The 24,938-nt window shown below is 71.9% G+C and carries 26 protein-coding genes; 15 read left to right on the top strand and 11 right to left on the bottom strand.

The genetic code is table 11. The annotated features are described in order from the left end of the window. Positions 1-64: 64 nt before the first annotated feature. Genes cofE through fgd form a run of 4 tightly spaced genes read left to right on the top strand, consistent with a single transcriptional unit; the run spans position 65 to position 3,683 of the window. Positions 65-844 carry a coenzyme F420-0:L-glutamate ligase gene (gene cofE, locus ASE14_RS10690; RefSeq protein WP_235511222.1) on the top strand — a complete coding sequence of 260 codons (780 nt, stop codon included), beginning with the start codon at positions 65-67 and terminating at the stop codon, positions 842-844. Positions 845-873: 29 nt separating this feature from the next. Further along, positions 874-1,872 (top strand): TIGR03557 family F420-dependent LLM class oxidoreductase, encoded by a 999-nt coding sequence (locus ASE14_RS10685; protein WP_255356080.1) that lies wholly within the window; start codon positions 874-876, stop codon positions 1,870-1,872. Between the two features lie 35 nt (positions 1,873-1,907). Continuing rightward, a complete protein-coding gene (gene cofC / locus ASE14_RS10680) occupies positions 1,908-2,621 on the top strand; it encodes a 2-phospho-L-lactate guanylyltransferase (protein ID WP_235511220.1) in 714 nt (237 codons plus the stop codon). A gap of 42 nt (positions 2,622-2,663) precedes the next feature. Further along, complete coding sequence (fgd, locus tag ASE14_RS10675; protein WP_056654499.1) at positions 2,664-3,683, top strand: glucose-6-phosphate dehydrogenase (coenzyme-F420); 1,020 nt, start codon at positions 2,664-2,666, stop codon at positions 3,681-3,683. 18 nt (positions 3,684-3,701) lie between these two features. Here fgd and ASE14_RS10670 read toward each other — a convergent pair whose 3' ends face one another. Beyond that, positions 3,702-4,223: a VOC family protein gene (locus ASE14_RS10670; RefSeq protein ID WP_056654497.1), complete on the bottom strand. Its 522-nt coding sequence runs from the start codon at positions 4,221-4,223 to the stop codon at positions 3,702-3,704. A gap of 79 nt (positions 4,224-4,302) precedes the next feature. Further along, complete coding sequence (gene ggt, locus ASE14_RS10665) at positions 4,303-6,108, bottom strand: gamma-glutamyltransferase (protein WP_056654495.1); 1,806 nt, start codon at positions 6,106-6,108, stop codon at positions 4,303-4,305. A 154-nt stretch (positions 6,109-6,262) separates the two neighbouring features. Between ggt and ASE14_RS10660 the strand changes: the two genes are divergently transcribed. The 4 genes from ASE14_RS10660 to ASE14_RS10645 are packed head-to-tail and all read left to right on the top strand — an operon-like array spanning position 6,263 to position 9,426. After that, positions 6,263-7,186: a hypothetical protein gene (locus ASE14_RS10660; RefSeq protein ID WP_056654493.1), complete on the top strand. Its 924-nt coding sequence runs from the start codon at positions 6,263-6,265 to the stop codon at positions 7,184-7,186. Continuing rightward, positions 7,183-7,545, top strand: a complete 363-nt coding sequence (locus tag ASE14_RS10655) for a hypothetical protein (protein ID WP_157372936.1) — start codon at positions 7,183-7,185, stop codon at positions 7,543-7,545. Before ASE14_RS10660 ends, ASE14_RS10655 begins: the two co-directional genes overlap by 4 nt. Next, the gene (locus ASE14_RS10650) at positions 7,542-8,543 is read left to right on the top strand and encodes an ABC transporter ATP-binding protein (RefSeq protein ID WP_056654490.1); all 1,002 of its coding nucleotides are present in this window, start codon (positions 7,542-7,544) and stop codon (positions 8,541-8,543) included. Before ASE14_RS10655 ends, ASE14_RS10650 begins: the two co-directional genes overlap by 4 nt. Next, positions 8,533-9,426 (top strand): ABC transporter permease, encoded by an 894-nt coding sequence (locus ASE14_RS10645; RefSeq protein WP_056654488.1) that lies wholly within the window; start codon positions 8,533-8,535, stop codon positions 9,424-9,426. The genes ASE14_RS10650 and ASE14_RS10645 overlap by 11 nt, the downstream gene beginning before the upstream one ends. Before the next feature lie 13 nt (positions 9,427-9,439). Here ASE14_RS10645 and ASE14_RS10640 read toward each other — a convergent pair whose 3' ends face one another. Then, the gene (locus tag ASE14_RS10640; RefSeq protein ID WP_056654485.1) at positions 9,440-9,949 is read right to left on the bottom strand and encodes a hypothetical protein; all 510 of its coding nucleotides are present in this window, start codon (positions 9,947-9,949) and stop codon (positions 9,440-9,442) included. 220 nt (positions 9,950-10,169) lie between these two features. Between ASE14_RS10640 and ASE14_RS20565 the strand changes: the two genes are divergently transcribed. After that, a complete protein-coding gene (locus ASE14_RS20565; RefSeq protein ID WP_157372935.1) occupies positions 10,170-10,319 on the top strand; it encodes a hypothetical protein in 150 nt (49 codons plus the stop codon). 24 nt (positions 10,320-10,343) lie between these two features. On the opposite strand, the gene ASE14_RS10635 is transcribed toward ASE14_RS20565, so the two are convergent. The 6 genes from ASE14_RS10635 to ASE14_RS10610 form a co-directional block, all read right to left on the bottom strand. After that, positions 10,344-11,177: an ABC transporter ATP-binding protein gene (locus tag ASE14_RS10635; protein WP_056654482.1), complete on the bottom strand. Its 834-nt coding sequence runs from the start codon at positions 11,175-11,177 to the stop codon at positions 10,344-10,346. After that, on the bottom strand, positions 11,174-12,337 hold the full coding sequence (locus tag ASE14_RS10630; protein ID WP_082600497.1) for a putative F420-0 ABC transporter permease subunit: 1,164 nt from the start codon (positions 12,335-12,337) through the stop codon (positions 11,174-11,176). Before ASE14_RS10630 ends, ASE14_RS10635 begins: the two co-directional genes overlap by 4 nt. After that, the gene (locus ASE14_RS10625; protein WP_056654479.1) at positions 12,337-13,341 is read right to left on the bottom strand and encodes a putative F420-0 ABC transporter substrate-binding protein; all 1,005 of its coding nucleotides are present in this window, start codon (positions 13,339-13,341) and stop codon (positions 12,337-12,339) included. Before ASE14_RS10625 ends, ASE14_RS10630 begins: the two co-directional genes overlap by 1 nt. A 153-nt stretch (positions 13,342-13,494) precedes the next feature. Continuing rightward, positions 13,495-14,259 (bottom strand): class I SAM-dependent methyltransferase, encoded by a 765-nt coding sequence (locus ASE14_RS10620; protein WP_056654476.1) that lies wholly within the window; start codon positions 14,257-14,259, stop codon positions 13,495-13,497. Beyond that, positions 14,256-15,308 carry a 2-phospho-L-lactate transferase gene (cofD, locus tag ASE14_RS10615; protein ID WP_056654475.1) on the bottom strand — a complete coding sequence of 351 codons (1,053 nt, stop codon included), beginning with the start codon at positions 15,306-15,308 and terminating at the stop codon, positions 14,256-14,258. Before cofD ends, ASE14_RS10620 begins: the two co-directional genes overlap by 4 nt. A gap of 107 nt (positions 15,309-15,415) precedes the next feature. Then, on the bottom strand, positions 15,416-15,853 hold the full coding sequence (locus tag ASE14_RS10610) for a hypothetical protein (protein ID WP_056656191.1): 438 nt from the start codon (positions 15,851-15,853) through the stop codon (positions 15,416-15,418). A 49-nt stretch (positions 15,854-15,902) separates the two neighbouring features. Here ASE14_RS10610 and ASE14_RS10605 point away from each other — a divergent pair, with 49 nt between their 5' ends. Both ASE14_RS10605 and ASE14_RS10600 read left to right on the top strand, forming a co-directional pair. Next, positions 15,903-16,661 carry a DeoR/GlpR family DNA-binding transcription regulator gene (locus tag ASE14_RS10605; protein ID WP_056654473.1) on the top strand — a complete coding sequence of 253 codons (759 nt, stop codon included), beginning with the start codon at positions 15,903-15,905 and terminating at the stop codon, positions 16,659-16,661. Between the two features lie 69 nt (positions 16,662-16,730). Beyond that, positions 16,731-18,815 (top strand): elongation factor G, encoded by a 2,085-nt coding sequence (locus ASE14_RS10600; protein ID WP_369816477.1) that lies wholly within the window; start codon positions 16,731-16,733, stop codon positions 18,813-18,815. Between the two features lie 12 nt (positions 18,816-18,827). Here the strand turns inward: ASE14_RS10600 and ASE14_RS10595 are convergent, their stop codons facing one another. After that, the gene (locus tag ASE14_RS10595; protein WP_056654472.1) at positions 18,828-19,277 is read right to left on the bottom strand and encodes a redoxin domain-containing protein; all 450 of its coding nucleotides are present in this window, start codon (positions 19,275-19,277) and stop codon (positions 18,828-18,830) included. A 91-nt stretch (positions 19,278-19,368) separates the two neighbouring features. Between ASE14_RS10595 and ASE14_RS10590 the strand changes: the two genes are divergently transcribed. After that, on the top strand, positions 19,369-19,815 hold the full coding sequence (locus ASE14_RS10590; protein ID WP_056654471.1) for a MarR family winged helix-turn-helix transcriptional regulator: 447 nt from the start codon (positions 19,369-19,371) through the stop codon (positions 19,813-19,815). A 29-nt stretch (positions 19,816-19,844) separates the two neighbouring features. On the opposite strand, the gene ASE14_RS10585 is transcribed toward ASE14_RS10590, so the two are convergent. Then, complete coding sequence (locus ASE14_RS10585) at positions 19,845-21,257, bottom strand: aminotransferase class I/II-fold pyridoxal phosphate-dependent enzyme (protein ID WP_056654470.1); 1,413 nt, start codon at positions 21,255-21,257, stop codon at positions 19,845-19,847. Positions 21,258-21,520: 263 nt separating this feature from the next. Here ASE14_RS10585 and ASE14_RS10580 point away from each other — a divergent pair, with 263 nt between their 5' ends. The 3 genes from ASE14_RS10580 (at position 21,521) to ASE14_RS10570 (ending at position 24,934) form a co-directional block, all read left to right on the top strand. After that, a complete protein-coding gene (locus ASE14_RS10580; protein WP_056654469.1) occupies positions 21,521-22,369 on the top strand; it encodes a nitrilase-related carbon-nitrogen hydrolase in 849 nt (282 codons plus the stop codon). Positions 22,370-22,395: 26 nt separating this feature from the next. Further along, complete coding sequence (hydA, locus tag ASE14_RS10575) at positions 22,396-23,832, top strand: dihydropyrimidinase (protein ID WP_056654467.1); 1,437 nt, start codon at positions 22,396-22,398, stop codon at positions 23,830-23,832. 70 nt (positions 23,833-23,902) lie between these two features. Further along, positions 23,903-24,934, top strand: a complete 1,032-nt coding sequence (locus ASE14_RS10570; RefSeq protein WP_056654465.1) for a TIGR03842 family LLM class F420-dependent oxidoreductase — start codon at positions 23,903-23,905, stop codon at positions 24,932-24,934. Positions 24,935-24,938 lie beyond the last annotated feature (4 nt).

Raw genomic sequence — 24,938 nt, 5'->3', positions numbered from 1 at the left:
TCTGGCAGCGGCGCCACGGAAGCTGCAAGGATCGAGGCAATATCCATGGAGCCAGGGGGTGGCCGTGAAGTTCAGCATCGAAGGCATCGGGGGCCTGCCCGAGATCGTGAAGGGGGCGGATCTCGCCGCGCTCATCGTCGACGCGACCGAGCTCGAAGACGGCGACATCCTCGTCATCACGTCGAAGATCGTCTCGAAGGCCGAGGGGCGCGTCGTCGCGGCCGCCGACCGCGAGCAGGCCATCACCGACGAGACCGTGCGCGTCGTCGCGAGCCGCGCGTACGAGGGCGGCGTGACCCGCATCGTCGAGAACCGGCAGGGCATCATCGGCGCGGCGGCCGGCGTCGACGCGTCGAACACGCCCGAAGGCACGGTGCTGCTGCTTCCGGTCGACCCGGATGCCTCGGCGCGTGCGCTCGCCACCGGCATCCGTGCACTCACGGGTGCCCATGTCGGCGTCATCCTCTCCGACACGCTCGGCCGGCCGTGGCGCGAGGGCCAGACCGACCTCGCGATCGGTGCGGCCGGCGTGCACGTCTTCGACGACCTGCGCGGTTCGACGGATGCCGCCGGCAAACCCCTCGCCGTCACGATGCCGTGCGTCGCCGACGAGATCGCCGGGGCCGCCGAACTCGTGAAGGGCAAGTCGTCGGGCGTGCCCGTCGCGGTCGTGCGCGGACTCGGGCAGTTCGTCGGCGATCTCGACCTGCCCGGTGCGCGGTCGATCCAGCGCCCGGCGGAGCGCGACCTCTTCCGCATCGGCGCCGATGAGGCGTACAACGAGGGGTACCGCGACGGCTTCGACGAGTCGCAGGCCGAGGGGCCGCTGGCCGCCGCGGAGTGATCGGGTCGCCGACACGCGAGGATAGAGGTGTGTCAGCACACATCGGCTATGCCGCGATGCTCGAGCGGTTCCCTCCGGCGGAGGCGGTCGCGCTCAGCGCGCTCGCCGAGTCGCACGGCTTCACCGGGGTGATGGCGAGCGACCACTTCCAGCCGTGGATCCCGGCGCAGGGCGAGTCCTCGTTCGTGTGGAGCGTGCTCGGCGCGATCGCCGAACGGACGCACGGCGACTTCGGCCCCGGCGTGACGACACCGGGCTTCCGGATGCATCCGGCCGTCGTCGCCCAGGCGAGCGCGACGCTCGCGTCGATGCATCCGGGTCGCCACTGGCTCGGCCTCGGCTCGGGTGAAGCGCTCAACGAGCACGTCGTCGGCCCGTACTGGCCCGAGGCGCCCGACCGCATCAACCGCATGTTCGAGGCGGTCGACGTGATCAGGAAGCTCTTCACCGGATCGCTCGCCGGACGCGACGTGCGCCACTCCGGCCAGCACTTCAAGCTCGAGGCGACCCGGCTCTGGACGATGCCGGCCGTCGCGCCCGAGATCCTCGTCGCGGCCTCGGGACCGGTGACCGCCAAACGCGCGGGCCGCACCGTCGACGGCATGATCACGACCGGCGCGCCCGCCGAGAAGCTCGCGGCCCTGCTCACCCGCTTCCGGGAGGGCGCGCGCGAGGTCGGCCGCGACGCCGCCCGCATGCCCAAGGTGCTGCAGCTGCACCTCTCCTGGGCGCCGACCGACGAGGAGGCGATGCGGGGCGCGCTCGCGGAGTGGCCGAACGGCGGCCTGCGCATCCCGCGCGGGGACATCCGCTCGCCGTTCGAGTTCGAGCAGCTCGCCCGCACCGTGCGCCCCGAGGACTTCGCCGGCCGCATGGTCGTCTCGGCCGACCCCGACGTGCACCGGGCCGACATCCAGCGCCACCTCGACCTCGGCTTCGACCGCATCTACCTGCACAACGCGGGCCGCGATCAGGCCGCGTTCCTCGAGGTCTTCGGTCGCGACGTGCTGCCGGGGCTGCGGGCATGACCGGCCACAGCGCGCATCGGAGTGAACGAATCGCGGTGGAGGACGCGAGTTCGTTGCCTCCCGCGCCATCCGCTCACTCCGACGTGGAAGCGGATGTCGCGGAGCCGGCGGCGGTCTGGACCGTCGTGATCCCCGTCAAGGCGCCCGCCGGTGCGAAGACCCGGCTCGCCGCGGCGGTGCCCCCGGCCGCGCGGGAGGTGCTCGCCCGGGCCTTCGCCCTCGACACGATCGCCGCCGCACTCGCCGCGCGCACGGTCGCCCAGGTCATCGTGGTGGGCGACGACTCCTCGCTCGCCGACGGGGCCGAGTTCCTGGCCGAACCGGCCGAGGGTCCGCGAGGCCTGACCCGGGCGATCGCGTACGGCATCGCCCACGCCCGGGTGGGCGACGACGAGGCGGGCCTTCGCCCCGTGGCCGTGCTGCTCGGCGACCTGCCGGCCCTCGCGCCCGACGACCTCGACGCCGCGCTCGCGGCCGCGTCGCGGCATCCGCTCGCCTTCGTGCGCGACGCCGACGGCACCGGCACGACGCTCGCGGCCGCGTCGACGGGCACCGAGCTGCGACCGCACTTCGGCGCCGACTCGGCCGCACGCCATGCCGCCGCGGGGTTCGTCGAGCTCGAGGCATCCGCCCGCCTCAGGCGCGACGTCGACACCATCGAGGCGCTCGCCGAGGCGGTCGCCCTTGGGGTCGGGCCGCTGACGCGGGCGGCGGCGGCCGGCCTTCCGCACGCCTCATCGCATTCCTGATCGGCCGGAGCGACGCGGCCCCGATCGTGCGAGGATCGAAGCATGACGCTCACCCTCGGATACAAGGCCTCAGCCGAGCAGTTCGCCCCGCGCGAGCTCGTCGAGATCGCGGTCGCGGCCGAAGGCAACGGCTTCGAGTCGGTGTTCACGAGTGACCACTTCCAGCCGTGGCGGCACGACGGCGGGCACGCGCCCTTCTCGCTGACCTGGATGGCGGCCGTGGGTGAGCGCACCTCGACCATCAGGATCGGCACGAGCGTCATGACGCCGACGTTCCGCTACAACCCCGCGGTGCTCGCGCAGGCGTTCGCGAGCCTCGGCTGCCTCTACCCGGGGCGCATCATCGCCGGCTTCGGCACGGGTGAGGCGCTCAACGAGATCGCGACGGGCTTCCGCGGTGCGGGCGAGCAGGAGTGGCCCGAGTTCCGCGAGCGCTTCGCGCGCCTCCGCGAGTCGGTGCGCCTCATGCGCGCGCTCTGGACCGACGACGAGCAGGTGAGCTTCGAGGGCGAGTACTACTCGACCCACGGCGCGTCGATCTACGACCGCCCGGATGTCCCGGTGCCTGTCTACATCGCCGCGGGCGGTCCGACCGTCGCGAAGTACGCGGGGCGCGCGGGCGACGGGTTCATCTGCACCTCGGGCAAGGGCATGGAGCTCTACACCGAGCAGCTCATCCCCGCGGTGAAGGACGGCGTCGCGGCCGGCGGTCGCTCGTACGACGACCTCGACCGCATGATCGAGATCAAGCTCTCGTACGATACCGACGCCACGGCCGCGCTCGAGAACACGCGGTTCTGGTCGCCGCTCTCCCTCAGCCCCGAGCAGAAGCACGACATCACCGACCCGGTCGAGATGGAGCGGGCCGCCGACGCGCTGCCGATCGAGCAGATCGCCAAGCGCTGGATCGTCGGCAGCGACCCCGACGAGGTCGTCGCCGGCATCAAGCAGTACGTCGACTGGGGCTTCAACCACCTCGTCTTCCACGCACCGGGGCACGACCAGGCGCGCTTCCAGGAACTCTTCGCGCGAGACCTCGCGCCGCGACTGCGGGCGCTCTGAGCCGGAGGCCGGCCCGACTCAGAGGACCGGCCGGCTCGACCAGCCGTCGGTGCGGCCGCTGAGTTCGCGGTCGAGCGTCTCCTGCGCGAGCCGCATGGACTCCTGGTAGCGCGGCTCGCCGAACCGCCGCACCATCTCGGCAGGGTCGACGTCTTCGACGTGCTGTACGACCCACCAGATGTTGCCGAGCGGATCGCGGAGGCGGCCGCCGCGATCGCCCCATGCGGCATCGTCGATATCGGTGACGATCGTCGCGCCGGCGGCGACGCCGCGTGCGAAGGCCGCTGCGGCGTCATCGACGAAGACCCGGAGCATCGCGGGGGTGTCGGGCCAGTCGGGCTGCGCATCGAAGGCGAGGAGCCAGGTGTCTCCGATCGTGAATTCGGCGTGTCCGATGCCGCCGTCCTCGGTCGGCACACGGGCGATCTCGACGGCGCCGAACGCCTCGGTCGCGAAGGCGAGGAGGCGCGCGGTGTCGCGCGTGACGATCCACGGCTGGGCGGCCCTGTTGACGACGGGGTGCGGTGTTTCGATGTCCATATCGGCCACGCTATGCAATCATGCGGTCGGTTTCCGTCCGTATTGTCGTCGCGACGATGCACTGATCCGGAGGCCGGGCTCAGGGGGCCGGTTCGACCACCAGCCCGGTGCCGCCGCCGCGTCGGACAGGTTCGGCGACCGCGGTCATGAGCCCGTCGGCGTCGACCTCGATGGCCGCCACCGCACCGATCTCGGCCGGTGGCCCGAAGCGGTGGCCGTAGGGCGTGAGCTCGGCGGCGTAGGCGTCGAGGAACGCCTGCTCGGCCGAGACGTTCGCGGTGTTGCGCTGCGATGCCCGCGGGGCCGCGACCGCCTCGGGCAGGCTCATGCCGAGGTCGATGCGGTTCACGAGCACCTGCGCCACGGTCGTGATGATCGTCGACCCGCCCGGCGACCCGACCACGTAGCGCACGTCGCCGTCGTCGAGCACGATCGTGGGCGACATCGACGAGCGCGGTCGCTTGCCGGCTTCGACCGTGTTCGGGTCGGCGGGGTTCGGCACGAAGTTGAAGTCGGTGAGCTCGTTGTTCAGCAGGAACCCGCGCCCGGGTACGGTCATGCCCGAGCCGCCGGTCTGCTCGATCGTGAGGGTGTAGGCGACCGCGTTGCCCCACTGGTCGACCACCGAGAGATGCGTCGTCGAGATGTTCTCGGTGTCGACGGGCTCGGCGACGGCGGCCGTCGCGCAGCCCGCCGCGTCCAACGGCGCGGGCGCCACGGGCTTGACCGTCGCGACATCCGGATCGATCACGCACGCTCGAGCGTCGGCGAAGTCCTGGCTGAGCAGGGTCTCGGTCGGCACGTCGACGAACGCCGGATCGCCCACGTAGGCGTTGCGATCGGCGAAGGCGTGGGCGGTGGCCTCGAGGGAGAGGTGCAGGGCCTGCGGCACCTGCTCGGACGCGAGGTCGTAGTTCTCGAGGATGTTCAGCGATTCGCCCACCGTCGTGCCGCCCGACGACGACGGCGCCATGCCGTAGACGTCGAGTCCTCGGTACTCCATGTGCGTCGGATCCTGCTCGAGCACCGCGTAGTCGGCGAGGTCGTCGGCCGTCAGGTAGCCCGGGAACGCGGGCAGCGTCGCCGCCGGATCGGTCTGCGGGTCCTGTGCGATGGCCGCGATCTCGTCGGCGATGGCGCCGTCGTAGAAGGCGTCGGTGCCGTGCACCGCGATCTCCCGGAGCGTCTTCGCCAGGTCGGGGTTCGTGAAGGTCGACCCGACCACCGGCGGTGCGTCGTTCGGCAGGAACAGGTCTGCCGTTGCGGGGAACGCCGCGAACCGGGCCTGGTTGGCGGCCGTCTGCTGGGCGAACGTCTCGTCGACCCGGAACCCGCGCGTGGCGAGCAGGATCGACGGCTTCAGCATGTCGTGCAGCGACTCGGTGCCGAACCGGTCGAGCGCCGCCTCCCAGGTGGCGAGCGTGCCGGGCACGCCGACCGACAGGCCGGATGACACGGCGGCGGCGAACGGGTACGGCTGGCCCGTGGTCGGATCGATGAACGCATCGGTCGGCATCGATGCGGGCGCGGTCTCGCGTCCGTCGATCGTGGTGACCTCGCCGGTCGCCGCGTCGAAGTACACGAAGTAGCCGCCGCCGCCGATGCCGGCGCTGTAGGGCTCGGTGACGCCGAGCGCGGCAGCCGTCGCCACGGCGGCGTCGACGGCGTTGCCGCCCTTGCGCAGCACCTCGAGGCCTGCGGCACTCGCCTCGGAGTCGACCGACGACACGGCGCCGCCGTGCCCGGTCGACGTCGACGGTGCCGGCGGCGCGGGCCGCCCTGCGGCCGCCGCAGGTGCGGTGACCGCGACGCCGGTGACGGCCAGCGCGACGCCGAGCACGAGGCTCAGGCCGCGAGACGCGGAACGATGGGTGACGTCGACCATGAGAACCCCCGAGTTGGGTACATCAGTAACGGTTGCCCTCACCGTAGACCGCGGGCGGTTCGGCGGCAACGGCCGTCGGATGACGACGCGCCATGATCCTGTGTGTTCACCGCCGGGTGATGACGGATGCCGCCGCTCGGCGTAGCCTGAGCGCATGCGCGCCCAAGACGGCAACGGGGCGTCTCGGCGGCTCAGCCGCTGGATCCCCGCTATCGCCGCGCCGATCGCGATCGGCGTCGCCATCGTGGTCGTGCCGATGCAGGCGAACGCGGCCGTCGACCTTCCCGACCTGACCCCCGCCGAGCTGCTCGAGTTCGCGGCGGACAGCGAGGTCGACGCACTGTCGGGCACGATCGAGCAGGCCTCCGAGCTCGGGCTCCCCGATCTCTCCGGGCTCACCGGGGCGATGGGTGGCGCGGGCGGCGACAAGTTCGGGCCCGACGGACCGCTCGGCGACGATGCCACCGGCGACGGGGCATCCGCGACCGATCTCGAGGACCTGATCTCGCTCGCGACCGGAACCCACACCGCGCGCGTGTACCTCGACGGCACGAACGCGCGCCTGCAGGTGCTCGACCCGCTCGCCGAACGCGACGTCTACCTCTCGGAGGACGGCGCGTGGGTCTACGACTCCGCCGAACAGGCGGCCACGCACGTCACGGTCGATCGGGCGGCACTCGAGGCGCTGAAGACCGAGGTCGAAGCCGAGGCCGAGGCGCACGCCGACGAGGCGCGCGACCGGCTCGAGGCCGAGCTCGGCACGCCGCTGCCGACCCCCGAAGAGGTGCTCGACCAGGCGCTCGCGAGGCTCGACCAGACCACCGACGTGAGCGTCGGCACCGATGCCCGTGTCGCGGGCCGCGAGGTGTACGAGCTCGTGCTCGAGCCGCAGGACGCGGACACGCTCATCGGTGAGATCTCCGTGGCGATCGATGGCGAGACGGGCGTCGCGCTCGCCGCGTCGGTGACGGCGCACGGGGCTTCGGAGCCGGCGTTCAGCGTGGCGTTCACGAGGTGTCGTTCGACGCACCCGATGCGTCGGTGTTCGCGTTCACTCCGCCCGAGGGCACCGCGGTGACCGAGCACGAAGTGCCGGTCCCCACGCTCGCCGAGCTCGAGCAGATGCAGGCCGAGCACGCCGCCGGCGAGGGCGAAGCGGGCGATCGGATGCCGCAGCCCGAGGTCATCGGCGAGGGCTGGTCGGCCGTGGTCGTGCTGCCGATGGGCGCGGCGGGCCTCGGCGCGGCCGGCGATGACACCGCGGGCGGACTCGACCCCGAGGCATCCGCCCTGCTCGGCTCGCTCACCGAGTCGGTCGAGGGCGGGCGCGTCCTGCACACCTCGCTCGCGACCGTGCTCCTCACCGACGACGGGCGCGTGCTCGCCGGCGCGGTGACCGCCGACCGCCTGCTCGACGCCGCCGCGAGCGGTCGTTGACCGGCGGGTCGAGCGACGGCGCCGAGGTCGGCGACCGGGGCGACCGGCGCGACCTCGCGATCGAGACGCACGGACTCACCAAGCGGTTCCGCTCCCAGCTCGCCGTCGACGGCGTCGACCTCGCGGTGCCGCGCGGTGCGGTATTCGGATTCCTCGGCCCGAACGGATCCGGCAAGACCACCACGATCCGCATGCTGCTCGGGCTCGTCACGGCGAGCGCCGGCGGCGCGCGGGTGCTCGGCACCGACATGCCGCGGCACGTCGACTCGGTGCTGCCGCGGGTCGGTGCACTCGTCGAGGGCCCGGCGTTCTCGCCGTACCTCTCCGGGGTCTCGAACCTGCGTCGGTTCGACGCCGCCGACCGGCACGCACCCCGCCGAACGCGGGCGGCACGCGTCGACGAGGCGCTCGACCGGGTCGGACTCTCGCACGCCGGCGGCAAGAAGGTGCACGCCTACTCGCTCGGCATGAAGCAGCGGCTCGGCATCGCAAATGCCCTGCTCATGCGCCGCGAGCTGCTCGTGCTCGACGAGCCGACGAACGGACTCGACCCGCAGGGCACCCGCGAGGTGCGCTCGCTCATCCGCTCGCTCGCCGACGACGGCACGACGGTGTTCGTGTCGAGCCACCTGCTGGCCGAGGTCGAGCAGGTGTGCTCGCACGTCGGGGTCATGAGCGCCGGGCGGCTCGTGGCGCAGGGCACGCTCGCGGAGTTCCGCGATGGCGGCGAGGCGCGCGTGCTCGTGCGCACGCCCGACGGCGCAGGGGCGCGACGAGTGCTGCAGGGGCTCGGCATGCACGTCGACGACGACCCTGACCGCGCCGCCGTCGAGCACACCGTCGCCGCCCGCGTCGGGCCGTCGGAGATCGCGCCAGAGGCCGTCGTCGCGGCGCTCGTCGCCGGCGGCGTGCGGGTGCGGGGGTTCGAGGTCGAACGGGCGAGCCTCGAGCAGCGGTTCGTCGAGCTCACGGGCGAGGGGTTCGACGTTGTCCAGTGACGGCGAGGGCGCGACCGCGGGTCTCGAGACGCCTCCTCCGTCGGCTCCTCGACCGGCGGGGGCACGCGGCGGCACCCTCTCCCTCTTCGCCTCCGAACTGCTCACGCTCTTCCGCCGGCGTCGCACCTGGGCGCTGCTCGGCGCACTCGCGCTCATCCCGATCCTCATCGCCGTGGCGATCCGGATCGCGGGCGACGCCCCGAGCGGTCGCGGCCCGGCGTTCCTCGGGCAGATCACCGAGAACGGCCTGTTCGTCGGGGTCACCGCGATGGTCGTGGCGATGCCGCTGTTCCTTCCGCTCACCATCGGCGTCGTCGCGGGCGACACCATCGCCGGCGAGGCGAGCCACGGCACGCTGCGCTACCTCCTCATCGCTCCGGCGGGGCGCGTTCGCCTCCTCGTCGTGAAGTACGGGGCGACCGCGGTGTTCTGCGCGGCGGCGACGCTCACGGTCGTGGTCGTCGGCAGCCTCATCGGCTGGGCGCTGTTCCCGGTGGGACCGGTGACGCTGCTCTCGGGAGCGACGGTGAGCGTCGGCGAGGGGCTGCTGCGGTTCCTCTCCATCGCCGCCTACGTCACGGTGTCGCTGCTCGGCATGTCGGCGATCGGCCTGTTCCTGTCGACGCTCACGACGGTGCCGGTCGGCGCGATGGCCGCGACGGCAATCCTGGCGGTGGTCTCGCAGATCATGGGTGCGCTGCCGCAGCTCGAGTGGTTGCACCCGTGGCTCTTCACGCAGTACTGGCTGGGCTTCGCCGACCTGCTGCGCGAGCCGCCCGTCTGGGACTCCTTCGTCGACAACGCCGTGCTGCAGGCCGGCTACGTGGTCGCGTTCGGTGCACTCGCTGTGAGCCGCATGCTCACGAAGGACGTGCTCTCGTGAGGCATCCGCTCGCTCAGCTCAGGCCCGCTCGGTTCGCGCTCGGCGGCAGCGCGCAGTAGTCATAGAAGAAGCGCCTCGGCGTTCCGGGTTCGGTGACGTCGACGATGACGGATGCCCCGGAGTGCGGCAGTTCGTCGCCCGCGAGCAGCCACAGCGAGAAGTGCCAGATGCCGCGTGCGCCTCCGTCGAGGAGGCCCCGGCCGTCGACGACGAGCACCGCGTCATCGGATGCTCCGGGCAGGATGGCCGCGCGGAACGGCTCGATGGTGTCGGCGCGCAGCGCGGCTTCGTCGGCGTTGCCGACCGTGGCCCGCACGACGCTCTGTCCGTGGGCGGTGAGCGCCGCCGCGAGGTCGTCGGCGAAGCGCGCGGCATCGGCTGATGCGGATGTCGATGTCGACGCTGATGCCGCGCCTTCGACCGCGATCAGTCGCCGCCCGTGCGGCGCGTTGTGCAGGAACTCCTCGGCGATGCCGTCGAGCAGTCGATCGCGAGGCTGCGCCTCGTAGGCCGTTCGCGTCATCCCCTCAGGCTACGCGCGCCGGCCGAAAAGCAGGGCCTTCCGAGGTCTGGCGTGCACTCGGGCCATCTGGCACGGCATCGCCTGCATCGTACGCAGGATCGAGGAGCGTTCCCCACTGAAGGGCCACGGTACTTCGGTACTTCGGTACCGAGAGTTCGGCATCGTGTTCTGGCCACGTCGGGACGATGCGCGCCGTGCAGGCTGCCCCTAGGCTCGTCGCATGGACTTCTGGGTTGCAGCATTCGGCGTGCTGGTCCTCCTCGGCGGCATCAGCATCATCGGCGCGTTGCGCCGGATCGCGGACGCCACCGAGGAGATCGCACGGAACTCCCGCAACCGTGCAGACACCGACGCCGGCGCGCCGCAGTAGACGCCGAGCCCGTCGGGTGGCGGGTCACGGACGCGCGTCGAGCGGGGCCTCGAGCGCGACCTGCGGTGCGAGCGGCGCGGCCACGCCCGAGTAGGCGATGAGCGGCCGGCCCGTCGACGGGTGCGCGAGCACCTCGGCCTCGACACCCCACACCCCGCGGATCAGACCGGGTTCGAGCACCTCGGCCGGGGCACCGGATGCCACGACCCGGCCGCCGTCGAGCACGATGACGTGATCGGCGTACGCGGCGGCGAGGCCGAGATCGTGCAGGGCGGCGAGCACCGTGCGCCCCGACTGGGCGAGCGCGCGGAGCAGTTCGAGGCTCGTCAGCTGCGCCCGCACGTCGAGGTGGTTCGTCGGTTCGTCGAGCAGCAGCAGATCGGGTTCCTGGGCGAGCGCTCTGGCGAGGTTCACGCGCTGGCGCTCTCCGCCTGAGAGCGTCGAGTACTCGCGCGTCGCGAGCGACTCGAGGCCGAGGGCCGCGAGCGACTCGGCGACGACGGCGTGGTCGCGGGCGCCGAGCCCCGACCACGGCCCGAGGTGCGGGGTGCGTCCGAGGGCCACGACCTCCTCGACGCGCAGTTCTGGGGCGTCGTGCGTCTCCTGCTCGGCGAGGGCGATGCGGCGGGCCCGGTCGCGGCGGCGCAGGGCGGCGAGGTCCTCGCCGGCGAACGCGAGCGCACCGGCATCCGCTCGCTGGATGCCCGCGATGAGGTGCAGCAGCGTCGACTTGCCTGCGCCGTTCGGGCCGATCAGTGCGCCGAGCGAGCCCGCGGGCACGGTGACGTCGACATCGTCGACGACGAGGCGACCGGTGCGCGAGAAGCGCACGCGGGAGAGGTCGAGCCCATCGGTCACGAGACCCTCCGTCGCATGAGGAGCAGCGCGAACACCGGTCCGCCGACGAGCGCCGTGATGATGCCGACCGGCAGCTCGCGAGGGTCGAAGAGGGTGCGTGCCGCGGTGTCGGCCCAGACGAGGAACAACGCCCCCGCGAGCGCCGACAGCGGCAGCAGCGCGCGGTGCCGCGAGCCGACGAGCAGCCGCACGCCGTGGGGAAGGATGAGGCCGACGAACCCGATCGACCCGCTCACCGCCACGAGCGCACCCGTGAGCAGGGCCGTGCCGCCGAGCAGGAGCACGCGGCTGCGGCCCACGTGCACCCCGAGAGCGGATGCCGCGGCATCGCCGAACGCGAAGGCGTCGAGGGTGCGGGCGCTCGCGATGAGCGGGATGCCGATGGCGACGAGCGCCCCGCCCGCGATCGCGACCGAGACCCAGTCGGTGCCGGCGAGCGAGCCGAGCAGCCAGTTGAGGATCTCGCGGTAGCTGTCGCCAGTCGCGCTCCAGAAGATGACGAGGCTCGTGATCGCACCGAACATCGCCGAGACGGCGAGCCCGGCGAGCACGGTGCGGGTGGGGGAGAGGGCGCCGGCCGAGCCGCGAGTCGAGCCGCGACCCGCCGCTCCCGCGAGGGCGAGCGTCGCGATGAGTGCCGCGAGGGCACCGGCGAACGCGGCGACGGGCAGCAGCAGGCCGACGCCGAGCACGATGACGACGACCGCGCCGACCGAGGCGCCCGACGAGAGGCCGAGCAGGTACGGATCGGCGAGCGGGTTGCGTGTGAGCGCCTGCATGACCGCGCCGCAGAGCGCGAGACCGGCGCCGACCGCGGCGGCGGTGAGCACGCGGGGCATCCGCAGCTCCCAGACGATGCCGTCGCGGAGGGGGCTCAGCGTCGGATCGCCGATGCCGAGGTGCGCCAGCACGCTCGCGACGACGTCGGCGGGCGCGAGTCCCGCCGGGCCGATGGTGACGGCCGCGACGACGGAAGCCACGAGCGCCGCGCCGAGCACGACGGCCCAGAGCGCCGTGCGTGCGCGCCGCGCAGGTCGAGGAGCGAGCGTCTCGAAACCGGCCTGCTGAGGTGTGGGGGTTTCGAGACGGCGCTGGCGCGCCTCCTCAACCCGCGGGGTCTCCCGGCGCTGGCGCGCCTCCTCAACCCGCGGGGTCTTCATCAGCCGAGCGCTCCGAGCTGCTCGACGAGCGAGGCGACCGCACCGACGTTGCGCACGCCCGCCTCGGTCGCGGGGAAGTCGACCACGAGGTACCGCTTCGCCTGCACGGCGGGCAGCACCGCGGTCGCCGCGTTCGACTCGAGGTGCGCGATCTTCTGCTCGGCGGTGTTCCACGCGGCGTCGACGAGCACGATGACGTCGGGGTTCGCGTCGACGATCGCCTCCCAGCCCATCGAGGTCCAGGTGTCCTCGACGTCGGCCGCGATGTTCTCGAGGCCTGCGGCCTCCATGATCATCTGCGGCGCGCCGATGCCGGCGCCGACGAACGGCGTCTCATCGCCCGAGCTGTACCAGAGCGCCGTGAGACCGTCGGAGTTCGGCTCGATCGCCGCGAGCTCGGCCCGCTGCTCAGCGACGAGCTCCGCCGCGGCATCCGGGACGCCGAAGATGTCGCCGGCCTCCTCGAACTCGCGGAAGACCTCGTCGAAGGTGAGCGGGTTCGGCATGTAGCCCTCGCCCTTGCAGGCGGCGGGAGCGACGTATGTGGCGACCCCGAGCTTCGCGAGGGTCTCGCGGTCGCCGGCGCCCTCGGCCGACAGGTTCGACTCCCAGCCCGCGAAGACGAGGTCGGGTTCGGCTGCGAGCGTCGCCTCCTGCGACGGCACCTTGTCGGAGAGCACCTCGATGCCCGCCGCCGCCTCGGCGTAGGCGTCGGGCGCCGGGCCGTCGCTGAACGCCGCGCCGACGACGCGGTCCTCGAGTCCGAGGGCGAGCAGCAGCTCGAGGGTCGACGACTTGATCGTCACGACTCGCTCGGGCGCCGACTCGAAGGCGACCTCGGTGCCGCAGTTGTCGAGCGTGAGCGGGAACCCGGATGCCGCAGCGCCGGCGCCGCCGCCGGCATCCGCGTCATCGGGGCCGGCCGCGCTGCCGCTCGCGCACCCGGCGAGGAGGAGGATCGCGGCGAAGGGCGCGGCGATGGCGAGGGAACGGGACGTGGGCATCAGGCCTCCGGATGGCGTGCGAGCAGGACACCGACTTCGTCGGGGACTCGCAGCCCAATGCCGGGCCGCACACGCCGATCAGATCCAGACCGGCGGGTCGGGCTCAATCCTAGACCTCGGACGCCCGGTCGTGGGGAGTGTGCTCGTGCGAGATCAGGGCAGCGCGCGCACGAGCACGAGCGAGCCGTCGTAGTGGGGGAGCCGGCGCAGCTCGCCGTGCTTCGCGTCCCACGTTCCGTCGTCGAGATCTCGTCGGAGGGAGGCCTCGAAGCGGGGCTCCACGTCGGGGCCGACGAAGCTCCACGCCGAGTTCGCGCGGCGCGCGCCCGGGTCGAGCAGCCCTTCGGGGCGGCCGTAGTACGCCTCGCCGAAGCCGTCACGGCAGAGGAGCGGAATCGGCACGGTCTCCACCGTCACCTCGCCGCCGAGCGCGTCGGCGATGCGGTCGATGGCCGGGAAGCGCTGCGCCTCGGTGGCGATGACCTCGGGCGCGTACTCGGCGAGCCAGAAGCGGTCGAGGCGCGCGGGGTCGCAGGTGAGGATCACGACCGGCCCTGCCGCGACGCGGCGGAGCTCCGCGAGGCCGCCGTCGAGGTCGCTCCACTGGTGCACCGAGAACGTCGAGAGCGCCGCGTCGAAGGCGTCGGTCGCGAAGGGCAGCGCCTCTGCGGCCGCCTCGATCGCCCGAGCAAGGTGCTCCGGACGCTGCGACCGCATCGTCGCCGAGGGTTCGACGGGCGTGACGGTGCGATCGGTCGGCTCGTACGACCCCGCGCCCGCTCCGACGTTCACGACGGTGCGTGCGGCGCCGAGCGCCGCCGAGATCGCCGCGGCGATCTCGGGTTCGGGCTGCCGGTAGCGGGTGTACCCGGTGCCGATGCGGGAGTAGTCGGCGTCGCCCGCCGAACCGTCGGTCATGCCGCGCCCTCCGGGTGAGGCGCCGGCCGGGCGAGGGCGCGCCCGAGGTCGATCGCCGCGCCGGCGAGGGCGGCCGAGGTGTCGGGGTCGCGCATCCAGAGCGGGGCGGATGCCGCGGTGAGCCCGATCCCTTCGAGCGCGGGGAGCGCGGCGGCATCCGCTTCGTCGACGAGCCAGGCGTCGAGCAGGCCGCCGTGCGCCCTCGCCCCGTAGTGCCGGCCCACCGCCTCGGCGCTCGTCTCGACGCCGATCGCGGCGAGGCACGCGTCGGCCATGCCGCGCACGACCTTGCCGCCGATGATCGGGGAGACGCCGATGACGGGCGCCGAGGTCTCGGCGAGCGCCTCGCGGATGCCGGGCACGTCGAGGATCGTGCCGATCGAGACGACGGGGTTCGAGGGCGCCACGAGCACCAGGTCGGCGCCGACGATCGCCTCGACGACGCCCGGCGCGGGCCGGGCCTGCTCGATGTTCCGTTGCCGGAATGCGATCGCGGGCAGGGTAGCGCGGTACCTCGTCCACCATTCCTGGAAGTGCATCTCGCGTTCGCCGCCGAGCTCGTCTGGGTCGGCGACGAGCACGTGGGTGTCGACCTCGGTGTCGGTCGCGGGGATCAGCTGCACGCCGAGCGGCCATCGCCGCTGCAGGCGATGCGCCACGTCGGACGGCGTCGCGCCCTCGTGGAGCCACGCGGTGCGGGCGAGGTGGGTGCCGAGGTCGAGGTCGCCGAGGGTGAACCACGGCCAGCCGACGCCCCACTCGCGGAGCTCGGCGGAGACGCGCTCGGTCTCGCCGGCACGCCCCCAGCCGCGCTCGGTGTCGTTGACGCCGGCGAGCGAGTAGAGCAGCGAGTCGAAGTCGGGCATGAGGCGCAGGCCCGCGAGCCAGAGGTCGTCGCCCGTGTTCACGACCACGGTGACGGCGCTGTCCTGAGCCTGTCGAAGGGATGCCTCGGCACCCCCGTCGGGCAGGCGCCGCGCGCACTCCTCGCGCACGCCGCGCACGAAGCGCGATCCTCCGACTCCGCCCGCGAGCACCGTGATCTGCACGGTTCAACCCTACGGCCGCGTGCGAGTCGACCGTTCGGGACCGCTCGTGTCGCACCGGACCATCGACAACCGTGGTCCCGTGCGACACGAGTGATCCCGACCCGTGGTCAGGCCGCGGCGCCGAGCACCGGGATCTCGTCGATCGACCGGTACACCGGGATGCCCCTGGCCTCCGCGATGCGCACGTCCTGGTCGGCGCCGTGCGAGGCGCCCTCCAGCCGCAGCACGGCGTCGCAGTGCTGCAGGAGGCGGTGGGCGGTCGTGTACATGACGTCGCCCTCGACGGGCGCGGCGGCGGAGGTGTCGGCCTCGGCGTCGCCGGTCGGGGTGTCGCCGTCGGGCGCGGCGGAGCCCGAGGCATCCGTCGACCCCACCCGCAGGATCGGCAGCGCGACCCACTCGCCGATCATCGGCACGTGGCCGCGTTCGTAGATCGGCCATGACGCCTGCTCGAGGCGTTCGAGGTTGCGGGCGATGCGGGCGGGGTCGCCGTCGGTGCCCGAACGGTAGGGACCGGCGATGAGAATGAGCAGTGGTTTCGTCATGCCCGACACCATAACGTGCAACAATGTGTAGAAACAAGGAGGAACGTGCATGCTGACTGCGCAGCGCCGTGAACTGCTGCTCGAACGGCTGCATCGGGACGGCCGGATCGTCGCCGCCGAGGCCGCCGCTGACCTCGCGATCTCCGAGGACACGATCCGCCGTGACCTTCGCGACCTCGCCGCCGCCGGACTCTGCCAGCGCGTGTACGGGGGAGCGCTGCCGGCCTCGCCGGCCACCTCGCCCTACGAGGCGCGCACGCGCATCGAGCCCGAGAGCAAGCACCGCATCGCCGTGGCCGCGGCCCGCCTCATCGAGCCGGGCGCGACCGTGCTGCTCGACGGCGGCACCAGCACGCTCGCGCTCGTCGACGCGCTGCCGCGCTCGCTGCATGCCACGGTCATCACCCACAGCCCGACCATCGCCGTGGCGCTCGCCGAGCACGAGCACATCGAGCTGCAGCTCATCGGCGGCCGGGTCTACCGGCACTCGATGGTCACGTGCGGTGCGATCGCCGTCGAGGCGCTGCGCGATGTCAGTGCCGACCTGTTCTTCCTCGGCGTCACCGGCGTGCACGCCGAAGCCGGTCTCACCACCGGCGATGCGGAGGAGGCGGCGATGAAGCGCGCGCTCGCGCGGTCGGCCGCCGAGACCTACGTGCTCGCGAGCACCGAGAAGATCGGCGCGGCCTCGACCTACCGGGTGCTGCCGCTCGACGAGGTGGCCGGGGTCGTCACCGACGCGGATGCCGCCGCCACCGCGATGCGCGAGCTCGAGCAGGCCGGGGTCCGGCTCATCCAGGCGGGCTGATCCCTCAGCGGCCTTCCGCCGGCCATCGATCACCCTGAGGGCTGGCGCTCACGGTCCGTCGGGTCCACGATGGACGGACAGCACCGCACCGGCGCGGGAGGCCTCATGAACTCGGCATCGACCCCGACTCACCGGACCGTCGCCCTCGTGGGCGGAGCGGGTTCCGGTAAGACGACCCTGCTCGAAGCGCTGCTGCTGCGAGCCGGCGCGATCCCGAGGGCGGGCAGCGTCGACCAGGGCACCACGACCGGCGACCACGAGCCCGAGGAGATCGCGAGAGGCATGACCCTCGGGCTCTCCCTCGCGCACCTGGGCTGGGCCGCGCCCGACGGCACCGAGCACACCATGACCCTCGCCGACGCACCGGGGCATCCCGATTTCATCGGCGGCCTCGACACGGCGCTGGCGGTGGCGGATGTCGCGATGCTGACCGTGAGCGCGGTCGACGGCGTGACCGCGGGCACGCATGTCGCCTGGGCCGCAGCGGCGGCCGCGGGCGTGCCGCGCATCGTCGTCATCACCCAGGAGGACAAGGCCCGCGCCGACTTCCGCCGGGTGCTGGAGGAGCTGCGTGCCGCATTCGGCGACCGACTCGTGGCGCTCGAGCTGCCGCTCGGCGAGGAGCACGACTTCACCGCGCTCGCCGATGTGCTCAGCGAGCAGGCGCTCGTCTACGACGATGCCGGGCGCCATCACGACGAGCCGCTTCCACCGGCGGTCGAGGTGGAGGAGCATCGCCTGCACGTCGAGGTGACCGAGGAGATCGTGTCGCACGACGACCAGCAGCTCGAGGCGTACCTCGACGGGCGCGAGCCCGCGGCATCCGAGCTGGAGCGCACCCTCGCCCGCGAAGTGGCGACCGGCGAGGCGATCCCGGTGGTCGTCTGCTCCGCGGTGACGGGCACCGGCGTCGACCGCGTCGCCGACCTCGTGTGCGCGCTGGCGCCGTCGGCGCTCGACCACGACAGCCGGATCGTGATGGGCGGCACCGAGGTGGCCGTCGCGCCGAACCCCGACGGCGAGACGGTGCTGCACGTCTTCCGCACCGTGGCCGACCCGTTCGTCGGGCAGGTGTCCATGTTCAAGGTGCTCTCGGGCGTCGTCAGGCCGAGCGACCGGCTGCACAACGCCACCACCGGCGCCGACGAGCGCCTGCACGGGCTCTTCCGGCTGCGGGGGGCCGAGCACCTGCCGGCCGACGTGCTGCGCGCCGGTGAGGTCGGCGCGGTCGCGAAGCTCACGGGCTCCCCGTCGGGAACCCTGCTGTGGGCCCGGGCGAACGGCAGTGCCCAGCCGGCGCCGCTGCCGCGGCGCGAGCCGGTGTACGCGGAGCGGCTCGAGCCGGCGACGCAGTCCGACGACGAGAAGCTCATGACCTCGCTCGGCCGCATCGTCGCCGAGGACCCCACGCTCGTGATCGACCGCACGGGCGGCGCGGCGATCATCCGCGGCCTCGGCGACACGCATGTCGCGGTCGCCGTCGAGCGGCTCGCCCGAGTGTTCGGCGTGCACGTCACGACCTCGCCGGCGCCGATCGCGTACCGCGAGACCATCGCCGGCCGGGCCGAGGTCGAGGGGCGGCTCAAGAAGCAGTCGGGCGGGCACGGCCAGTTCGCCGTCGTGCAGCTGCGGGTCTCGCCGATGCCGCTCGGCGGCGGATTCGAGTTCGTCGACTCGGTGGTGGGCGGGGCGGTGCCGCGCTCGTACATCCCGGCCGTCGAGAAGGGGGCGCACGACGCCCTCGCGGCGGGCGGGCCGCAGGGGCATCCGGTCGTCGACGTGCGCGTCGAACTGGTCGACGGCAAGTCGCACTCGGTCGACTCCTCCGACATGGCCTTCCGCACGGCGGCGTCGATCGGGGTGAAGGCGGCTCTCGCCGAGGCGGGCACGGTGCTGCTCGAGCCCGTGTCGCTCGTGACCGTCACGGTGCCGAGCGAACTGCAGGGCACGGTGCTGACCGATCTCTCCGGTCGCCGCGGCCGCGTCAATGCCACGGAGGCGACCGCCGACGGGCACGCGCGGATCGTCGCGAACGTGCCCGAGGCCGAACTCGGCCGCTACGTGCTCGACCTGCGATCGATCACCGGTGGCCGGGCGGAGCTGACGATGACGCCCGATCGCTACGTCAGGGTGCCGGGCGGCGCGAAGGGGTGACCGGCTCCTGCATCACCCCAGCGCGCTGAGGATCTCGCGCTTGGAGAAGCTCCCGGTCGGCAGGGCGCTGGCCCGGCGTGCGAGCACCCGGCCGGCCGCGTCGACGACGAAGGTGCCGCTGTGCTGCATGGTGAGGAACCGGCCGAGTCCGACGTCGCGGTGACGCTCTCCCGATGCGAACACGCTGAGGGTCGTGCGCCGGGCGACTGCGGCGGCTTCGGCCGCGCCGCCCGGAGTGACGACGACGGCGCGTGCGCCGCGCAACTGGCCCGCATCCGACATCCGCTGCAGCTCGCGCACGTGCGCATGGCACACGGGGCAGGTGCTGGTCCGCATGAAGAAGACGACCGCGCCGTGTTCGCCGACGTCGTCCATCACACGCGAAGCCGTGCCGGCCTCGTCGACCAGCTGGATGTTCGGGAGGGTGTCGCCGAGCGCGGGGACGGTGATGGTGCCTGACATCGATGACCTCGAATCTGGGAGGATTGCCGGTAGGAAACCGGGTTGCGTTAATAGTCAATCGCGTTGCCTAAGTTGTCAAGGAGGTTGCCTAATGCACGGTGACGCGTTGCGGGAGTTCGAAGAGGCCAGTCGGCACGACCTCACCCACACCATCGGTGCGGTCTCGCGAGCGCTGACGGCAGCGATCTTCGAGCGACTGGCCGAACGGGGGTACGGCAGCGTGCACCAGGCGCATGTGGCCGTCTTCTCCGCGCTCGACCCAGACGGAACCCGGGTCTCCACCCTCGCCGCGCGAGCCGGGATCAGCCGGCAGGCGATGAGCGCCCTCGTCCGCGCCCTGGTGGCGGCCGGCTACGTCACGACCGAGACCGACCCGGCCGACCAGCGCGCCACCATCGTGCGGCTCGACCGACGCGGCGCCGAGTTCTGCCGAGCAGCCGTCGTTGCATCGGCCGAGGCCAACGCCGAGATCGAACGCGCGCTCGGCGCGGAGCAGACCGGCCGGCTCCGAGACATCCTCCGCATCCTCGCCGAGTAGGCGGCTCGGCAGGCAGAGCGGCAGGCGCCTCAGTACCCGCCCGCCACGACGTGCTGGGCGGCGGTCGCGAGCGCATCGGCGACCTCGGCGACGTCGTCCCGCACCATGCCGACGGTGACCCGCACGAACTCGCCGCCGGGCCGCGATCGCCCATTGCCCGCGCCGGGCGTGCCGTTCCCCGAGGCTGCGAGGAACGGGGTGCCCGCGGCGACGCGCACGCCCGCCGCCGCGAGCTGCACGAGCGCCGATCGCTCGCTCAGCACCGGCATCCACAGGTTCACGCCGTCGGCCGGTGCGACCGGCACGCCGCGCGCCCGCAGTGCATCGCCGAGTGCGCGCTGCCGGGTGAAGTACTGCCGCCGCGCCTCGGCCACGGCGTCGAGCGAGGTGCCGTCGGTGAGCAGGTCGAGCAGGATCGTCTGCAGCATCCGCGAAGTCCAGCCGGGGCCGAGCATGCGGCGCGCTGCGATGCGGTCGACGAGGTCGCGCGGCCCGCCGACGGCGGCGATGCGCAGGTCGGGCCCATGCGACTTCGAGAAGCTGCGCACGTGCACGACCCGATCGGGCAGCCACGTGCCGAGCGTCACGTCGCCAGCGGTCGAGATCATGCCCGAGTGGTCGTCTTCGATGACGACGACATCGCCTGCTCGCTCAGCCGAGCGGATGACCCGCGCCAGCGCCTCGGCGCGGCCGACCGTCATCGACGCCCCGGTGGGATTCTGCGCACGTGGCTGCAGCAGCACCGCGACGGGCTGCCGATGCAGCGCGCGGGCGAGCGCGTCGGGCGTCATGCCGGCTTCGTCGACCGCGACGGGCACCGCCTCGGCCCCGAGCAGGTCGAGCAGGTCGAGGAACGGCGGGAAGCCCGGACTCTCGACCACGACCCGGTCGCCGTAGCGCACGACCTCGTCGAGGGTGCGCGAGATCGCATCGAGGGCGCCGTCGACGACCATGATCGTCTCGGCCTCGGAGGGCCAGGAATCGGCGAGCACCGATGCGAGCCCCGGGATCACGGGCTCGGCCTGGTAGCTCCCGGTCTCGGCGCGTGCCGAGACCCGCGAGAGCGCCGGGCCGAGCGCGGGCAGCAGGAGCGGGTCGGGCGTGCCGCGCGAGAGGTCGAGGCGCACGGGATCGTTCGGAGCGGCCATGCCGCGCATGCGCGGCGCCAGCCACCCCTGGGAGATCGGCCGCACGAAGCTGCCGGCCCGGCCCCGCGACTCGATGAGTCCGGTGCGCGAGAGCGCCTGCCAGGCCTGGCTTACCGTGGCCGGGCTGACGCCGAGTTCGCCCGCGAGCTCGCGCACGGTCGGCAGGCGCGTGCCGGGCGCGAGTTCGCCGGAGTTCACGAGCCGCGCGATCACCCCCGCGATGCCGCGCGGGGTCGTCTCGCCGAATTCCGCGAGCGCGATGAGCTCGGCGCCCTCCAGTCGTACCGCAGTCATCCGAGAACCATTCACATGAATACCTGACATGACCATTGCCTCCTCACGACGTGAGGGACAAGATAAGTAACCACAACGTCACAGTGTGAAACACAAGAGAAATGTTCACGCCGAACAATAACAGAACGGGTCGCGTGCCCGTTCGGGAGCTCCGGACTTGCAGTCCGCAGCACAGCCTCGGCGTCACAGCACCACCCGGTGAGCAGCTCTGTTCCACGCCCATCGAGTGCACGGCGACGACGCCGACCGACTCAGGAGGCAATATGACGATCGTCCGAGCGGCCATCACGCAGACGACCTGGACCGGCGACACGGCGTCCATGCTCGACAAGCACGAGCAGTTCGCCCGCGATGCGAAGGAGCAGGGCGCCCAGGTCATCTGCTTCCAGGAGCTCTTCTACGGCCCGTACTTCGGCATCACCGAAGACGTGAAGTACTACGACTACGCCGAGCCCGCCGACGGCCCGATCGTGCAGCGCTTCGCCGCACTCGCGAAGGAACTCGGCATGGTCATGGTGCTGCCGATCTACGAGGAGGAGCAGCCGGGCGTCTACTACAACACCGGAGTCGTCGTCGACGCCGACGGCACGATCCTCGGCTCGTACCGCAAGCACCACATCCCGAACCTCGACAAGTTCTGGGAGAAGTTCTACTTCCGCCCCGGCAACCTCGGCTATCCCGTGTTCAACACCGCTGTCGGGCCGATCGGCGTCTACATCTGCTACGACCGGCACTTCCCCGAGGGCTGGCGCGAGCTCGGCCTGAACGGCGCGCAGATCGTCTTCAACCCGAACGCGACGAAGCCGGGCCTGTCGAACCGGCTCTGGGAGCTCGAGCAGCCGGCCGCAGCCGCCGCGAACGGCTACTTCGTCGCCGCGGCCAACCGCGTCGGCCTCGAGGACAACGAGTACGGCGACCTCGCCGTGAACTTCTACGGCAAGAGCCAGTTCTGCGACCCGCAGGGCAACATCGTCGGCGACTACGGCTCGGAGACCGACGAGGAGGTCGTCGTGCGCGACCTCGACATGGACATGATCAGGAACGTCCGCAACGCCTGGCAGTTCTACCGCGACCGCCGACCCGACTCGTACACCTCCATCCCCAAGCCGTAAGCGACGAGCCACGCGAAGGAGCGAACATGACCACCACCCTCATCACCGGCGGCACCGTCGTGAGCGCCACGGGCCGCGCCGCAGCCGACGTGCTCGTCGACGGCGAGACGATCCGCGCCGTGCTCGAGCCAGGCGCCGCACTGCTGGGCACGGATGTCGCGGCATCCGTCGACCGGGTGATCGACGCCGCCGGCAGGTACGTCATCCCCGGCGGCATCGACGCGCACACGCACATGCAGCTGCCGTTCGGCGGCACCGAGGCATCCGACACGTTCGAGACCGGAACGCGCTCGGCCGCCTGGGGCGGCACGACCTCGATCATCGACTTCGCGGTGCAGACCTACGGGCAGCGCATCGAAGACGGGCTCGCGGCATGGCACGAGAAGGCGGCGGGCAACTGCGCCATCGACTACGGCTTCCACCAGATCGTCGGCGACGTGAACGAGGCGTCGCTCGCGACGCTCCGCCGGCTGCCCGACGAGGGCATCACGAGCTTCAAGATGTTCATGGCCTACCCGGGCGTCTTCTACTCCGACGACGCGCAGATCCTGAAGGCCATGCAGGTCTCGCGCGACACGGGCATGCTCACGATGATGCACGCCGAGAACGGCCCGGCGATCGACGTGCTCGCGGCCCAGCTGGTCGAGCAGGGCAGGACCGACCCGTTCTACCACGGCGTCGCGCGCGCCTGGGAGATGGAGGAGGAGGCCACCCACCGGGCGATCATGCTCGCGAAGCTCACGGGTGCGCCGCTCTACATCGTGCACGTGTCGGCGAAGCAGGCCGTCGAGCAGCTCGCCTGGGCGCGTGACAAGGGCCAGAACGTCTACGGCGAGACCTGCCCGCAGTACCTCTACCTGAGCCTCGAGGACCAGCTCGGCGCGGAGGGCGAGCAGTGGGGGTCGTTCGAGGGGGCGAAGTGGGTCTGCTCGACGCCGCTCCGCTCGCGTGAAGAGGGCCACCAGGACTCGATGTGGCAGGCGCTGCGCACGAACGACCTGCAGATGGTCTCGACCGACCACTGCCCGTTCTGCATGAAGGACCAGAAGGAACTCGGCCTCGGCGACTTCCGCAAGATCCCGAACGGCATCGGCTCGATCGAGCACCGCATGGACCTCATGTACCAGGGCGTCGTCACCGGTGAGATCACCCTCGAACGCTGGGTCGAGCTCACGAGCACCACGCCCGCCCGCATGTTCGGGCTCTACGGCACGAAGGGGGTCATCCAGCCGGGCGCCGACGCCGACATCGTCGTCTACGACCCGAACGGCCACACCTCGATCGGGCTCGACAAGACCCATCACATGAACATGGACTACTCCGCATGGGAGGGCTACGAGATCGACGGCCACGTCGACACCGTGCTCTCGCGGGGGAAGGTCATCGTCGACGGCGACCAGTACCTCGGCACCAAGGGCGACGGCCGGTTCCTCAAGCGCGGCTTGAGCCAGTACCTGATCTGAACACCGACGTGGGTTTCGAGACGGCCGCGAGCGGCCTCCTCAACCCACCGAACGAAGGAAGGGAGCACGGATGGAATTCGGAGCGGTCCTGCAGACCAACCCCCCGGCATCGCGCACCATCCAGCTCGCGAAGCTCGCGGAGAACCACGGGTTCACGCACGTGTGGACCTTCGACTCGCACCTGCTCTGGCAGGAGCCCTACGTCATCTACAGTCAGATCCTCGCCGAGACCCGCAAGGTCAAGGTCGGGCCGTTCGTCACCAACCCGGCGACGCGCGACTGGACGGTGACGGCGTCGATCTTCGCGACCCTCAACGAGATGTACGGCAACCGCACGATCTGCGGCATCGGCCGCGGCGACTCGGCCGTGCGCGTGACCAACGGCAAGCCGACGACGATCGCCGAGCTCCGCGAGGCGATCCACGTCATCCGCGAGCTCGCGAACTCGCGCCCGGTCGAGTACCACGGCTCGCAGCTCCAGTTCCCGTGGAGTCACGGCTCCGAGCTCGACGTCTGGGTCGCCGCCTACGGCCCGATGGCGCTGAAGCTCGCGGGCGAGGTGGGCGACGGATTCATCCTGCAGCTGGCCGACGTCGACATCGCCGCGTGGATGATCACGCACGTGCGCGACGCGGCCGAGGCCGCAGGGCGCGACCCGATGTCGATCAAGTTCTGCGTCGCCGCGCCCATGTACATCGGCGACGACTGGGAGCACATGCGCGAGCAGTGCCGCTGGTTCGGCGGAATGGTCGGCAACCACGTGGCCGACATCGTCGCGAAGTACGGCACTGGGTCGTCGAATACCGCCGGCGCGGTGCCCGACGCCCTCACCGACTACATCAAGGCCCGCGAGGGCTACGACTACAACGAGCACGGCCGCGCCGGCAACGTGCACACGAGCTTCGTGCCCGACGAGATCGTCGACCGGTTCTGCGTGCTCGGCCCCGCCGAGCAGCACATCGAGAAGCTCGAGCAGCTGAAGGCGCTCGGTGTCGACCAGTTCGCCGGCTATCTCCAGCACGACAACAAGGAGGAGACGCTGCGGGTCTACGGCGAGACCGTGATCCCGGCGCTCTCCGAGCACCTCACGGCGAAGGCATGATCCA

The sequence above is a fragment of the Agromyces sp. Root81 genome, from assembly GCF_001429165.1.
Classification (GTDB): domain Bacteria; phylum Actinomycetota; class Actinomycetes; order Actinomycetales; family Microbacteriaceae; genus Agromyces.
This window is presented reverse-complemented; position numbering and strand designations above follow the sequence as displayed.

What these genes read in the sequence shown, in the direction of transcription:
- fgd (WP_056654499.1), top strand. Translation starts at nt 2,664, where the DNA reads ATGACGCTCACCCTCGGATACAAGGCCTCAGCCGAGCAGTTCGCCCCG.
- ASE14_RS10670 (WP_056654497.1), bottom strand. Translation starts at nt 4,223, where the DNA reads ATGGACATCGAAACACCGCACCCCGTCGTCAACAGGGCCGCCCAGCCG.
- ggt (WP_056654495.1), bottom strand. Translation starts at nt 6,108, where the DNA reads ATGGTCGACGTCACCCATCGTTCCGCGTCTCGCGGCCTGAGCCTCGTG.
- ASE14_RS10660 (WP_056654493.1), top strand. Translation starts at nt 6,263, where the DNA reads ATGCGCGCCCAAGACGGCAACGGGGCGTCTCGGCGGCTCAGCCGCTGG.
- ASE14_RS10640 (WP_056654485.1), bottom strand. Translation starts at nt 9,949, where the DNA reads ATGACGCGAACGGCCTACGAGGCGCAGCCTCGCGATCGACTGCTCGAC.
- ASE14_RS20565 (WP_157372935.1), top strand. Translation starts at nt 10,170, where the DNA reads ATGGACTTCTGGGTTGCAGCATTCGGCGTGCTGGTCCTCCTCGGCGGC.
- ASE14_RS10630 (WP_082600497.1), bottom strand. Translation starts at nt 12,337, where the DNA reads ATGAAGACCCCGCGGGTTGAGGAGGCGCGCCAGCGCCGGGAGACCCCG.
- ASE14_RS10625 (WP_056654479.1), bottom strand. Translation starts at nt 13,341, where the DNA reads ATGCCCACGTCCCGTTCCCTCGCCATCGCCGCGCCCTTCGCCGCGATC.
- ASE14_RS10620 (WP_056654476.1), bottom strand. Translation starts at nt 14,259, where the DNA reads ATGACCGACGGTTCGGCGGGCGACGCCGACTACTCCCGCATCGGCACC.
- ASE14_RS10610 (WP_056656191.1), bottom strand. Translation starts at nt 15,853, where the DNA reads ATGACGAAACCACTGCTCATTCTCATCGCCGGTCCCTACCGTTCGGGC.
- ASE14_RS10605 (WP_056654473.1), top strand. Translation starts at nt 15,903, where the DNA reads ATGCTGACTGCGCAGCGCCGTGAACTGCTGCTCGAACGGCTGCATCGG.
- ASE14_RS10600 (WP_369816477.1), top strand. Translation starts at nt 16,731, where the DNA reads ATGGACGGACAGCACCGCACCGGCGCGGGAGGCCTCATGAACTCGGCA.
- ASE14_RS10595 (WP_056654472.1), bottom strand. Translation starts at nt 19,277, where the DNA reads ATGTCAGGCACCATCACCGTCCCCGCGCTCGGCGACACCCTCCCGAAC.
- ASE14_RS10590 (WP_056654471.1), top strand. Translation starts at nt 19,369, where the DNA reads ATGCACGGTGACGCGTTGCGGGAGTTCGAAGAGGCCAGTCGGCACGAC.
- ASE14_RS10585 (WP_056654470.1), bottom strand. Translation starts at nt 21,257, where the DNA reads ATGACTGCGGTACGACTGGAGGGCGCCGAGCTCATCGCGCTCGCGGAA.
- ASE14_RS10580 (WP_056654469.1), top strand. Translation starts at nt 21,521, where the DNA reads ATGACGATCGTCCGAGCGGCCATCACGCAGACGACCTGGACCGGCGAC.
- hydA (WP_056654467.1), top strand. Translation starts at nt 22,396, where the DNA reads ATGACCACCACCCTCATCACCGGCGGCACCGTCGTGAGCGCCACGGGC.
- ASE14_RS10570 (WP_056654465.1), top strand. Translation starts at nt 23,903, where the DNA reads ATGGAATTCGGAGCGGTCCTGCAGACCAACCCCCCGGCATCGCGCACC.